8 protein-coding genes are annotated in these 13377 nt (G+C 70.6%); 4 read left to right on the top strand and 4 right to left on the bottom strand.

Annotated features, from left to right (window positions below; translation table 11 throughout):
- Window positions 1-12 precede the first annotated feature (12 nt).
- Window positions 13-2232, bottom strand: a complete 2220-nt coding sequence (locus tag ACIBN2_RS19435; RefSeq protein ID WP_399135699.1) for an NADP-dependent isocitrate dehydrogenase — start codon at window positions 2230-2232, stop codon at window positions 13-15.
- Between the two features lie 272 nt (window positions 2233-2504).
- Between ACIBN2_RS19435 and ACIBN2_RS19430 the strand changes: the two genes are divergently transcribed.
- Complete coding sequence (locus tag ACIBN2_RS19430) at window positions 2505-4067, top strand: M1 family metallopeptidase (RefSeq protein WP_399135698.1); 1563 nt, start codon at window positions 2505-2507, stop codon at window positions 4065-4067.
- 42 nt (window positions 4068-4109) lie between these two features.
- Here the strand turns inward: ACIBN2_RS19430 and ACIBN2_RS19425 are convergent, their stop codons facing one another.
- Window positions 4110-5216 carry a mechanosensitive ion channel family protein gene (locus ACIBN2_RS19425; protein ID WP_399135697.1) on the bottom strand — a complete coding sequence of 369 codons (1107 nt, stop codon included), beginning with the start codon at window positions 5214-5216 and terminating at the stop codon, window positions 4110-4112.
- A gap of 167 nt (window positions 5217-5383) precedes the next feature.
- Window positions 5384-6148 carry a crotonase/enoyl-CoA hydratase family protein gene (locus tag ACIBN2_RS19420; RefSeq protein ID WP_399135696.1) on the bottom strand — a complete coding sequence of 255 codons (765 nt, stop codon included), beginning with the start codon at window positions 6146-6148 and terminating at the stop codon, window positions 5384-5386.
- 56 nt (window positions 6149-6204) lie between these two features.
- Between ACIBN2_RS19420 and ACIBN2_RS19415 the strand changes: the two genes are divergently transcribed.
- Window positions 6205-6918 carry an SDR family NAD(P)-dependent oxidoreductase gene (locus ACIBN2_RS19415; protein WP_399135695.1) on the top strand — a complete coding sequence of 238 codons (714 nt, stop codon included), beginning with the start codon at window positions 6205-6207 and terminating at the stop codon, window positions 6916-6918.
- A 37-nt stretch (window positions 6919-6955) separates the two neighbouring features.
- Here the strand turns inward: ACIBN2_RS19415 and ACIBN2_RS19410 are convergent, their stop codons facing one another.
- On the bottom strand, window positions 6956-7933 hold the full coding sequence (locus ACIBN2_RS19410) for a YbhN family protein (protein ID WP_399135694.1): 978 nt from the start codon (window positions 7931-7933) through the stop codon (window positions 6956-6958).
- A 174-nt stretch (window positions 7934-8107) separates the two neighbouring features.
- Between ACIBN2_RS19410 and ACIBN2_RS19405 the strand changes: the two genes are divergently transcribed.
- The gene (locus ACIBN2_RS19405) at window positions 8108-10024 is read left to right on the top strand and encodes an ABC transporter ATP-binding protein (RefSeq protein ID WP_399135834.1); all 1917 of its coding nucleotides are present in this window, start codon (window positions 8108-8110) and stop codon (window positions 10022-10024) included.
- 264 nt (window positions 10025-10288) lie between these two features.
- A complete protein-coding gene (locus ACIBN2_RS19400; protein ID WP_399135693.1) occupies window positions 10289-13150 on the top strand; it encodes a glycosyl hydrolase in 2862 nt (953 codons plus the stop codon).
- The last annotated feature ends 227 nt before the right edge of the window (window positions 13151-13377 follow it).

The following is a 13377-nucleotide window of genomic DNA, read 5'->3' as shown; positions in this document are numbered from 1 at the left end:
AGGCCCGGCGCGTCAGCTCAGCGACGCCAGAGCCTCGTTCCACGTGGCGGACGGGCGCATGACCGCGGCGGCCTTGGCCGGGTCGGGCTGGTAGTAGCCGCCGATGTCGGCCTGCTTGCCCTGGACGGCGATCAGCTCGTCGACGATCTTCTGCTCGTTCGCGGCGAGCGTCTCGGCGAGCGGCGCGAAGGCCTTCGCCAGGTCGGCGTCGTCGGTCTGCCCGGCCAGCTCCTGGGCCCAGTACAGAGACAGGAAGAAGTGGCTGCCGCGGTTGTCGATGCCGCCGACGCGACGGGTCGGGGACTTGTCCTCGTTGAGGAAGGTCGCCGTGGCGCGGTCGAGGGTGTCGGCCAGGACCTTGGCGCGAGTGTTGCCGGTGGCCGTGGCGTACTGCTCGAAGGCGGGGACCAGGGCGAAGAACTCGCCGAGGGAGTCCCAGCGCAGGTAGTTCTCCTTGACCAGCTGCTGGACGTGCTTCGGCGCGGAGCCGCCGGCGCCGGTCTCGAACAGGCCGCCGCCCGCCATCAGCGGGACGACCGACAGCATCTTGGCGCTGGTGCCCAGCTCCAGGATCGGGAAGAGGTCGGTGAGGTAGTCACGCAGCACGTTGCCGGTCACCGAGATGGTGTCCTCGCCGCGGCGGATGCGCTCGACCGACAGCTTCGTCGCGTCGACCGGGGCGAGGATGCGGATGTCCAGGCCCTCGGTGTCGTGCTCCGGCAGGTAGGCGTTGACCTTGGCGATGAGGTTGGCGTCGTGCGCGCGGGTCTCGTCCAGCCAGAACACCGCCGGGTCGCCGGTGGCGCGGGCACGGGTGACGGCCAGCTTCACCCAGTCCTTGATCGGGGCGTCCTTGGTCTGGCAGGCGCGGAAGATGTCACCGGGGGCGACCGGCTGCTCGATCACGACGTTGCCGGCCTGGTCGACCAGGCGGACCGTGCCGGCGGTCTTGATCTCGAAGGTCTTGTCGTGGGAGCCGTACTCCTCGGCCTTCTGCGCCATCAGGCCGACGTTCGGCACCGAGCCCATGGTCGAGGGGTCGTAGGCGCCGTTGGCCCGGCAGTCCTCGATGACGGCCTGGTAGACGCCCGCGTACGAGGAGTCGGGCAGGACCGCGAGGGTGTCGGCCTCCTGGCCGTCCGGGCCCCACATGTGGCCGGAGGTGCGGATCATGGCCGGCATCGAGGCGTCGACGATCACGTCGGACGGCACGTGCAGGTTGGTGATGCCGCGGTCGGAGTCGACCATCGCCAGCTCCGGGCCGTCGGCGATCTCGGCGTCGAAGGAGGCCTTGATCTCGGCGCCCTCCGGCAGGGCCTCCAGGCCCTTGTAGATGCCGCCCAGACCGTCGTTCGGGGACAGGCCGGCCGCGGCGAGCGTCTCGCCGTACTTCGCGAAGGTCTTCGGGAAGAAGGCGCGCACGACGTGGCCGAAGATGATCGGGTCGGAGACCTTCATCATCGTCGCCTTGAGGTGCACGGAGAACAGGACGCCGTCCTGCTTGGCACGGGCGACCTGCGCTGCGAGGAACTCGTTCAGCGCGGCGGCGCGCATCACGGAGGCGTCGACGACCTCGCCCTCGAGGACGGGTACGGACTCGCGCAGCGCGGTGGTGGTGCCGTCCTCGGCGACCAGCTCGATCCGCAGGGAGCCGGCCTCGGAGATCACCACGGACTTCTCGGTGGAGCGGAAGTCGTTCTGCCCCATCGTCGCGACCTCGGTCCTGGAGTCCGAGGACCAGGCGCCCATGCGGTGCGGGTGGGTCTTGGCGTAGTTCTTGACCGAGGCGGGGGCGCGGCGGTCGGAGTTGCCCTCACGCAGGACCGGGTTCACGGCGGAGCCCTTGACCTTGTCGTAGCGGGCCTGGATCTCCCGCTCCTCGTCGGTCTTCGGGTCGTCCGGGTAGTTCGGCAGCGCGTAGCCCTGGCCCTGCAGCTCGGCGACCGCGGCCTTGAGCTGCGGGATCGACGCCGAGACGTTCGGCAACTTGACGATGTTCGCCTCGGGCGTCTTGGCCAGCTCGCCCAGCTCGTGGAGGGCGTCCGGGATCCGCTGGTCCTCGGTCAGGTACTCCGGGAACAGGGCGATGATCCGCCCGGCCAGCGAGATGTCACGGGTCTCCACGGAGACACCCGCCTGCGAGGCGTACGCCTGGACCACCGGCAGGAAGGAATACGTCGCCAGGGCCGGGGCCTCGTCAGTGTGCGTATAGAAGATGGTCGAGTCAGTCACCGGGTGCTCCGCTCCACGTCTGCAACATTGCTCGACATCAAGATATCTCGTGATCGGGGCGCGCTCGAAAGGGGTCGGCCACAGATCCCGCACTCCGGTACCCGATTCCCGCACTCCGGTACCCGCTCCGGGCGATCGAAGCCCCCCCTGTGCTGCGGCAAAACCGCCGCTGGTGCAACCAAAGGGGGCCCTGCCGGGTCCTGCAAGTTGATCGTGCATTTGATCGTCGACGGCCGGATCTGACCACCCGGCCGCCCGAACGAAAGCTGACCATGAGATATCGCACCAGAGTGACGGCCCCCGCGGCCGCCCTGATCGGTACCGCCGCCGCACTGACCACGGGGAACGCGGCCCACGCTCGCCCCTCCACCCTGAAGGACGCCGGGAAGGACCCCGGCACGCCGGGCCCCGAGACCCTCGGCGACTCCGTCTTCCCCGGCCTCGGCAACGACGGTTACCGCGTCTCGGCCTACCACCTCGACATCGCCTACGACGACACGAACCGGCTGGTCGACGCCGCGGCGACGATCTCGCTGACCACGACCCAGGCACTGAGCCGCTTCTCCCTCGACGCCCTCGGCCTCGACATCCGCACGGTCCGCGTCGACGGGCACAAGGCCGCCTTCGAGCAGTCCGGCGAGAAGCTGCGCATCACGCCGAAGACCGCCCTGGCCCCGCAGGCCCGGGTCAGGGTCCGGGTGGAGTACTCCGCCGACCCGCGCCGCACCCTGGCCCACACCGCCTGGGTGCCCACGCCGGACGGCTTCGCGCTGTGCCCGCAGCCGGACTCCGCGCACACCGCCTTCCCGTGCAACGACCACCCGTCGGACAAAGCGGACTTCAGCTTCCGCATCACGGTCCCGAGCGGGCTGCGCGGCGTCGCGAACGGCGTCCTGACCGGTACCGAGGCCCTCGCCGACGGCCGTACGGCGTACTGCTACCGGTCCCGCTCGCCGATCGCCACCGAGCTGGTGCAGATAACCGTCGGCGACTACGTGATCAAGGAGCGGCAGGGCCCGAACGGCCTGCCGCTGCGGGACGTCGTGCCCACCGCCCGCGCCGCCGCCCTCGAACCGGCGCTCGCGCTCACCCCGAACCTGGTCCAGTGGCTCGAAGTGCGCCTGGGCGCCTTCCCGTTCGAGACGTACGGGCTGCTGCCGTGCAACTCCGACGACGCGGCCGCCTTCGACTTCACCGGCCTGGAGACGCAGACCCTCACCCTGTACAAGCCGAACTTCCTGCTCCAGCCGGAGAAGAGCATCGGCTCGCACATGATGCACGAGCTGGTCCACTCCTGGTTCGGCAACCTCGTCAGCCCGGGCAACTGGGCCGACCTGTGGCTGAACGAGGGTCACGCCGACTTCTACGGGCTGCTGTACCGCTACGAACGCGGCTGGGCCGACTCCCTCGGCCTGACCAGTATGGAAGCCCGGATGAAGGACACCTACGCCCGCGGCGACCAGTGGCGCCACGACTCGGGCCCGGTGGCCGCGCCGAACGCGGCCGACCTGTTCGACAGCCAGCGCTACCTCGGCGGCGTGCTGGTCCTGTACGCCCTGCGCCAGGCGGTCGGCGAGGACGTCTTCAGCGCGATCGAGCGGACCTTCCTGGACCGGCACCGCAACTCCTCGGCGACGACGCAGGACTACATCGCCGTCGCCTCGGAGGTCTCCGGTCAGGACCAGTCCGGTTTCCTGACGGACTGGCTGTACGGCACGAAGACGCCGCGGATGCCCGGCCACCCGGACTGGACGGTCACGCCGGTGAACTCGGCGCTCGCCTCACCGCACAGCCGCAGGGGCGGGCACCACCACGACAACTCGGCGACGCTCTGACCCGACGTGAGCCGTCGACGGCCTGACGCCGGGCGGTAGTTGTCAGTCGCGGCGGGCGGGGGACACCTCGTCCGCCTCGACGCCGGCCGGCTCGGCGTGGCGCTGCTGCGGGATCACCACCGAGCCCTGCTGGAGCGCCACGGTCCGCGCGGGCGCCGGGATGCGGATGCCCTCCTCGCGGTAGCGCCGGTGCAGCGCCTTGATGAACTCGTGCTTGATACGGAACTGGTCGCTGAACTCGCCCACGCCCAGGATGACCGTGAAGCCGATGCGCGAGTCGCCGAAGGTGTGGAAGCGGATCGCGGGCTCGTGCTCCGGGATCGCGCCGTCGACCCGCGTCATCACGTCAGCGATGACCTCCGTCGTCACCCGCTCCACCTGGTCGAGGTCGCTGTCGTACGCGACGCCCACCTGGACCAGGATCGTCAGCCGCTGCTCGGGACGCATGTAGTTGGTCATGTTCGTCCGGGCGAGCTCGCCGTTGGGGATGACGACGAGGTTGTTGGAGAGCGCGCGGACCGTGGTCTGACGCCAGTTGATGTCCTCGACGTAGCCCTCCTCACCGCTGCTCAGCTGGATGTAGTCGCCGGGCTGCACGGTCTTGGAGGCGAGGATGTGGATGCCGGCGAAGAGGTTGGCGAGCGTGTCCTGCAGCGCGAGCGCGACCGCGAGACCACCCACGCCCAAGGCGGTGAGCATCGGCGCTATGGAGATGCCCAGCGTCTGGAGCACCACCAGGAAGCCGATCGCCAGGACCAGCACGCGGGTGATGTTGACGAAGATCGTGGCCGATCCGGCGACGCCGGATCGGGAGGTGGTGACCATCCGCACCAGGCCGGCGATCACCCGGGCCGCCGTCACCGTGACGACGAAGATGAGCACCACCGTCAGCACCTGGTTGACGTGGTTCTGAACGGTTCTGGTCAGCGGCAGCGCCGCACCGGCGGAGGCGGCGCCTCCGACGATCGCCGCCCACGGCAGGACCGTACGCAGCGCGTCGACGATGACGTCGTCGCCGCTCCAGCGGGTGCGGTCGGCGTGCTTGCCCAGCCAGCGCATCAGAATGCGCATCAGGAACGCGGCCAGCAGGCCCGCTGCCACCGCGATTCCGGCGATGACCAGGTCGTCCACGGTGACTGCGCGGTTCACCGGTCACCTCCGGAAAGCAGTTCTGCGGCGGACGGCGCCGCGGAGTACCGGATGTGAAGTGTCGTCACGTTTCCACCTGCTCGAATCTCGAATGTACGGCCGCCCATCCTGCCGTATGGGGCAACGTGGTTCCGCACGGGAACGCATCGCGGCCGAACCGGGGTCCGTCACATGTCCCGGAACGACCCGTGCCGACCCGCCCCGGAGGCGAACCGTGCCGCCCCCTCCAAGCTCTCCGCCAACACGGCCATTCCATGGCGGAGTTCACCGCGCATCGCGTCGGTCTCGTCCTTGCCGTCCTGTTCCAGTACCGACGCCCGGTCGCCCCGCAGGCATGCCTGCGGGAAGCGGGCGATCTCCGTGGCGAGTGCCTCGGCCTCGGTGCGCGCCGTGCCGGTGGGGACCACGCGGTTGGCGAGGCCCATGTCGTGTGCCTCCCGGGCCGGGACCGGGCGGCCCGTGAGGATCATGTCCATCGCGCGGCTCTGCCCGATCAGACGGGGGAGGCGGACCGTGCCGCCGTCGATCAGCGGCACGCCCCAGCGGCGGCAGAACACGCCGAAGACAGCGTCCTCCTCGGCCACCCGCAGATCGCACCACAGGGCCAGCTCCAGGCCGCCCGCCACCGCGTGTCCCGCGACCGCGGCGATCACCGGCTTGGACAGCCGCAGCCGGGTGGGACCCATCGGGCCGTCGCCGTCCTCCGCGACACGGTTGCCGCGTCCGGTGCCGATCGCCTTGAGGTCGGCGCCCGCGCAGAACGTGCCGCCCTCGCCCCACAGCACCGCCACCCGCGCCTCCTCGTCCGCCTCGAACTCCCGGAAGGCGTGCGCGAGTTCGGCGGCCGTCGGGCCGTCCACCGCGTTGCGGGCCTCGGGGCGGGAGAGGACGACGGTGGTGACGTGCCCCTGGCGCTCGGTACGGACCGGCATCTCGGGTCCCCTTTCCTCGTGCGACGCTGATGTTCCCTACAGAGGGAGTGTTCCTGATGGCGGTCGAAGGCGTGGGACTGCCGGTCGCCGTCGTGACCGGAGCCAACCGCGGCATCGGTTTCGAGGTCGTACGGCAGCTCGCCGGATGCGACCACCGCGTGGTGCTCGGCTCGCGCGACCTCGGCAAGGGACGCGCCGCCGCCGCGCGCATCGACCCGAGCGGGGATCGGGTTCTCGCCGTACAGCTCGACGTCGCCGACGCCGCGAGCGTGGCCGCCATGGCCGAGCGGGTCACCCGCGAGTTCGGGCGCACGGACGTCGTCGTCAACAACGCCGCCATCCTCTACGACACCTGGGCCCGGGCCCGCTCCGCCGACCTCGGCGAGGTCCAACGCGCCCTGGACACCAACCTGTTCGGGGCCTGGCGCGTCACCCAGGCGCTGCTGCCGCTGCTTCGGCGCAGCCCGCACCCTCGCGTGGTCATGGTGAGCAGCGAGGGCGGTTCGCTGGCGTCGATGAGCGGCGGGACGCCCGCCTACAGCGTCTCCAAGGCCGCACTGAACGCGCTGACCCGGCTGCTCGCCGGTGAGCTGAGCGGGCAGCGCGTCCTCGTCAACGCGATCTGCCCCGGCTGGGTCGCCACCGACATGGGCGGCCGCGGCGGCCGCCCCGTGCGAGAGGGCGCCGCCGGGATCGTCTGGGCGGCGACACTGCCCGACGACGGACCGAGCGGGGGCTTCTTCCGGGACGGCGAGCCCGTGCCCTGGTGACAGCCCTGGTGACAGCGCTGGTGACACCCCGCCCGGTTCAGATGACCTTCAGCCGCACCAGCGCGCCCAGCGTCAGCGCCCCCGGCACCAGCGGCAGCCACACCGTGATGATCCGGTAGGCGAGGACGACGGCCGTGGCCACGGTGGCCGGGGCGCCAGCCGCCACCAGGGCCACGATCAGCGCGGCCTCCACCGAGCCGATCCCGCCCGGCGTCGGCACCACCGCGACGGCGACCGTCGCCGCCAGGTACGCCACGGCCATGTGCACGGGCGGCACCGGCAGCCCCAGCGACAGGCCGACCAGGACCAGCCCGGCCGCCTGGAGCGCGGGGAAGGCGAGCGAACCGCCCCACAGGGCCAGCGCCCGGGAGGGACGGGTGTGCACCGAGCGCAGCTCGCCCAGCGCCGTGCGCAGGAAGGACAGCGCGGCCGTCCGCAGCCGTCGTACGAGAAGCAGGAGTGCGGCGGCCGCCAGCACGACCGCGGCGACGGCGAGCAGCAGCGGGCCCGTCGAGCCCTGGGGCAGCAGGCTGCCGAAGCGCAGCGCGCCGGGGAAGGCGAGCAGCAGCGTGATCAGCAGGGCCACGCGGGTGACCGACTCCGCCAGCAGATACAGGGCCAGGGCGGCCGAGGAGCGGGCGAGCGGGATGCCGCAGACCGTCATGAAGCGCAGGTTCACCGCCCCCGCGCCGAGGCCGGTCGGCAGCAGGTGGTTGGCCGAGCCGGCCGCGAACTGCGTGGCGAGCAGCCGCCGCCTGGGCAGCCGGTCGACGACCGCGCCCTGCCGGGTGAAGGCGGCCGCCACCCAGGTCAGACAGGTGGCACCGGCGGCCGCCAGCAGCCACGGCCACTCCGCGGCCCGCAGATGACCGAAGCCCTCCTCGAGCACCGACCGGTGCTGCACGGCGACGACGGCGACCAGCAGGAGCGGAACCAGGCAGAGGATCCGGCGGACCGGGACGCGACGGGGGAGTCGTCCCGGAGGAGGGCCTTGGGGGAGTTGAACCGCGGTCACACCTGGAGAGGTTCTCCGCACCGCGCCAACTGCGGGTTGCGGGATCGCGGACAGCGTCTTACGGACGGGAAGCGGGTGGGGAGGGAGAGCCATGGGGTCCTTCGTGCGTGGGGACGGAGCAGCGGAAGTGTTGACCTCAACAACGCTCGAGGTTCTACGGTCTCTCCCATGAGCATGGAGACCACAGCCTGGACACAGCTGCACAGTGTCATGACGGCCCAGCAGCAACGGCATCCTGTGGCGCGTGCCACGCTGCGCCGTATCGCCACTTTCGCCCGCCCGCACCGCGCCCGTATGGCGCAGTTCGTGCTGCTCGGGGTGGTGACGGCGCTGCTCGCCGTCGCGACCCCCGTCCTGGCCGGGCGCGTCGTGAACGCGATCGTGTCGGGCGACGACGAGGGCAAGGTCGTACGACTTGCCCTGCTCATCGCGCTGATCGCGGTGGCGGAGGCGGCCCTGGGCATTCTCGGCCGGAGGCTCTCGTCGACGCTCGGCGAGGGGCTCATCCTCGACCTGCGGACGGCCGTGTTCGATCATGTGCAGCGGATGCCGGTCGCGTTCTTCACACGCACACGTACGGGCGCGCTGGTCTCCCGACTCAACAACGACGTCATCGGCGCGCAGCGTGCCTTCAGCAACACCCTGTCCGGCGTGGTCACCAACCTGGTCACCCTGGTGCTCACGCTCGTCGTGATGCTCACCCTGTCCTGGCAGATCACCCTGCTCGCACTCGTCCTGCTCCCGGTCTTCGTGGTGCCGGCCCGGCGCATGGGCAGCCGGATGGCCCGTATGCAGCGGGAGGCGGCCGAGCTGAACGCGTCGATGGGCACCCGTATGACCGAACGGTTCTCCGCCCCCGGAGCCACCCTGGTCAAGCTCTTCGGACGTCCCGAGGAGGAGTCCGTGGAGTTCGCCGGGCGCGCCCGCCGGGTCGCCGAGATCGGCGTACGGACCGCCACCGCCCAGTCGGTGTTCATCACCGCCCTGACCCTGGTCTCCTCGCTGGCCCTCGCCCTGGTGTACGGCCTCGGCGGCTGGTTCGCCCTGCGCGGCAGCCTGCAGCCGGGCGCGGTCGTCTCACTGGCGCTGCTGCTGACCCGCATGTACGCGCCGCTCACCGCGCTCGCCGGCGCACGCGTCGAGGTGATGAGCGCCCTGGTCAGCTTCGAGCGCGTCTTCGAGGTGCTCGACCTCAAACCGCTGATCGAGGAGAAGCCGGACGCGCGCGCCGTGCCCGACGGCCCGGTCTCCGTCGAGTTCGACGACGTCCGCTTCGGCTACCCGTCCGCCGACAAGGTCTCCCTCGCCTCCCTGGAGGAGGTCGCCTCCCTCGACACCCGCGGCGGCACGGAGGTCCTGCACGGCGTCTCCTTCCGCGCCGAACCGGGCCAGACGGTCGCCATCGTCGGCTCCTCCGGCGCGGGCAAGTCGACCATCGCGCAACTGCTGCCGCGCCTGTACGACGTGGACGAGGGCGCCGTACGCATCGGCGGCACCGACGTCCGCGACCTCACGGCCGCCTCGCTGCGGGCCACGCTCGGCATGGTCACCCAGGACGGCCACCTCTTCCACGACACCGTCCGCGCCAACCTCCTGCTCGCGGCCCCCGAGGCCACTGACGCCCAGCTGTGGGACGCGCTGCGCCGCTCCCGCCTCGACGATCTCGTACGGTCCCTGCCCGACGGCCTGGAGACGGTCGTCGGCGAACGCGGCTACCGCCTCTCCGGCGGCGAGCGCCAGCGCATGACCATCGCCCGCCTGCTGCTGGCCCGCCAGCGTGTCGTCATCCTCGACGAGGCCACCGCCCACCTCGACAACACCTCCGAGGCCGCGGTCCAGGAGGCCCTGACCGAGGCCCTGGCCGGCCGCACCGCGGTCGTCATCGCCCACCGGCTGTCGACCGTGCGGGCGGCGGACGTGATCCTGGTGATCGAGGGCGGATCGATCGTCGAGCGGGGGACGCACGAGGAGTTGCTCGCAGCGGGCGGGCGGTACGCGGAGCTGTATCAGACGCAGTTCGAGCAGCAGACCGCCGACGTGACGGAGACCGCCGGCGTGACGGACATCGCCGCCGGGGAGGCGGTGGCGTAACAGCCGGCGTCAGGGGCGTCGGGTCGAACAATCATTGCGCACTGTATTGACGGTCACCCGGAGTGATCCTAGCCTTCCCGGCTTGAGAGCGCTCTCAATTTGCAAGAGCCCGGGTCATGTATGGCCTAGACCTGGGAAACGAAAGTACTGCTTTCCCTCCTGCCGAAGGGTGCACCGATGTCAAGAGACACAGTTCAGCCGTACAGAGTTCAGCCGTTAAGAACGGCGCCGTGGTCCGCGCCCCGGCGGCGGGCGGCCGTGTTCGTGGCCGTCGTCGCTCTCCTCAGCGCCGTCCTCACGGTGCTCGGCTCCGCGTCGGCCGGCGCCGACACGGTGGGCGCCGGCAGCTACACCACCACGGCACCCGGCCCGCTGCCCTCGGGGTGCGCGGACCTGTCCACCGACCCGCGCCACTGGGTGACGTCCGACGCCCCGTCAGGCGCCGTACCCACCAACGACTGGTGGTCGTCGATCCTGTGGAAGCGCACCAACTGCGCTTACGGAGAGCCGCTGTTCGCGCAGCCGCTCGGTTTCCGGGCACAGTCCGGCGGGCTGGGGGTCTCCTACAGCACCAAGCCGACGATCTCCGGCAGCGGCAAGGGCGTGGGCGAGTACCACTTCGACTACAAGGAGGACTTCGTCGTCGGCGTCTCCGGCCTGGCCGCCCCCGAGGTGAAGGTCGACGACTGGACCGACTGGACCGTCAGTCCGTACCTCAGCGACGGTGCGCACACCCTGCGCGCGACCATCGGCTCCGGCCTGCCGTTCGCCTACTTCCGTGCGACGGGCGGCGCCGCGCAGATCAAGGCCGCCGCCGACGCGACCGTGGACATCTGGTCCAACTCCGGCTCCATGATCGGCTACACGGTCGGCGGACACGACTACGTCGCCTTCGCCCCGAGCGGGGCCTCCTGGTCGGTCGGTGGATCCACCTTCACCTCCTCGCTCGCGGGCAAGGACTACTTCTCCGTCGCCGTACTGCCGACGACGCCGTCCACCTCGAGCGCCGACCGGGCCGCGCTCGCGACCGAGTACGCCAAGTACGCCTACGACCACGTCACCGGCACCTCCGTGTCCTACCGGTACGACGAGGCCGACAGCACGGTCACCACCACCTACCGCTACACGACCACGGCCCTCGAGGGGTCGGCCACCGGCACGGTCGCGGCCCTGCTGCCGCACCAGTGGCGCCACCTGTCCGAGGGCAGTCCGCTGCCGCAGACGTACATCTCCTCCCGTGGCCCGCTGAAGGTGCTCACCGGCGTCACGTCCTTCTCGACGTCGATGGTCTTCCATGGAGTGCTGCCCGAGGTACCGGGGGTCGCCGACAGTTCCGGCGCCGACGCGGCGACGCTGCAGAACTACCTCGACGCCGAGAAGGCCGACCCGACGCGCCAGCAGAGCGACGACACGTACTGGACCGGCAAGGGCCTGGGGCGCGCCGCACGACTGGCGGAGATCGCCGACCAGAGCGGTGACACCGCCGTCCGCGACGCCGCCCTGTCCGCGATCAAGTCCAAGCTCACGGACTGGTTCACCGCCTCGCCGGGCAAGACGGGCCACCTGTTCTACTACGACGGCAAGTGGGGCACCCTGATCGGATATCCGGCCTCCTACGGGTCCGACCAGGAGCTGAACGACCACCACTTCCACTACGGCTACTACATCGCCGCGGCCGCGACCCTCGCGAGGTTCGACCCCACCTGGGCCGACGCCGACCATTACGGCGGCATGGTGGACCTGCTCATCCGGGACGCCAACAACTACGACCGCACCGACAAGCGGTTCCCCTACCTGCGGGACTTCGACATCTACGCCGGCCACGACTGGGCCTCCGGGCACGGCTCGTTCGCCGCGGGCAACAACCAGGAGTCGTCCTCCGAGGGGATGAACTTCGACAACGCGCTCATCCAGTGGGGCACCGTCACCGGGAACAAGGCCGTCCGGGACGCGGGCATCTACATGTACACCACTCAGGCCGCCGCCATCGAGGACTACTGGTTCGACACCCATCACCAGGTCTACCCGAGCGACTTCGCGCACAAGGAGGTCGGCATGGTCTGGAGCAACGGAGGCGCCTATTCCACCTGGTTCTCCAGCGCCCCCGAACAGATCCAGGGCATCAACCTGCTGCCGGTGACCGGCGGACACCTCTACCTCGGCGACAACCCGGCCTACGTGAAGGCCAATTACCAGGAGATGCTCGACCAGGCCGGCAAGACCCAGCCCGGCATCTGGCCCGACATCTGGTACGAGTACCTGGCGCTGGGCGACGGCGACGCGGCCCTGGCCGACTTCCGCGCCAACAGCTCCTTCACCTCAGAGGAGGGCGAGAGCAAGGCCCACACCTTCCACTGGATCCGTAACCTTGCCGCGCTGGGCACCGTGGACACCGGCGTCACCGCCGACAGCCCGCTGACCGCGGTCTTCGTCAAGAACGGCGAACGCACCTACGTCGCCGCCAACACCACCGCCGCGGACACCACCGTGCACTTCTCCGACGGAACCACCGTGCAGGTGCCCGCCGGGAAGACGGTCACGGCCGGCGCCCACACCTGGACCGGCGGCAGCGGACCCGGCGGCACCGATCCCACCCCAACCCCCACGCCCACCCCCACGCCGACCCCGACACCCACGCCGCCCGGGGACCCGGGGACGTCGCCCACGCTGTATCTGAGCACCGACGGGACGCTGGCGGGCACGGCCGGGACCGCGGACAGCGTGACCGTGGCGTCGGCCGACAGCGTCAATCACGACGGCACTCCGTACAAACCGCAGACCTTCACCGCCGCCGGGCTGAACATGAAGTACGCGGGCGGGACCACCCAGTTCGATCTGGCCGTCGACGCCCAGGAGAACGTCGGCAACGGAGTCCAGCTGCAGGTGTCCTACGACTGCACCGGCAGCGGGACGTGGGACCGCGTCGAGACCTACCGGTACTTCGCCACCGACCCCGTCCCCGGCTGGGAGCACTACACGGACAAGGCCGGACTGGCCTCCGCGACCGGCACTTCCTGCGACCTGAAGAACGGGACCGTACAGGTCAAGATCTGGAACGCCCTGGGTCACGCCCCCAGCACCGTCGCCACCGGCACCAAGTCCACCGTCCAGCTGCCCTACAACTGAATGCCTGATCAGCACCACAGGCGATGAGTTCCGTCCGGCGCCGCGCCCTGCCCGAGCAGGCCGTGGCTCCGGGCGGACCTCGTACTCGCCCCGCTGAACGCAGAGAGCCACGTGACCCAGATCTCGATGCGCTTCCGGCGTGCCGGTCCCTACCCTGATGTCGGTCCGGCCGACGGCCGGGCCGAAGCAGAGCGCGCCGTTGTAGGCTGAAAACACAGCCCTTGACC

Origin of the sequence: Streptomyces sp. NPDC050534 (assembly GCF_044457745.1) — a bacterium.
Lineage (GTDB): Bacteria > Actinomycetota > Actinomycetes > Streptomycetales > Streptomycetaceae > Streptomyces.
The sequence above is the reverse complement of the archived record's forward strand: the minus strand, read 5'-3'. Positions and strand labels throughout refer to the sequence as shown.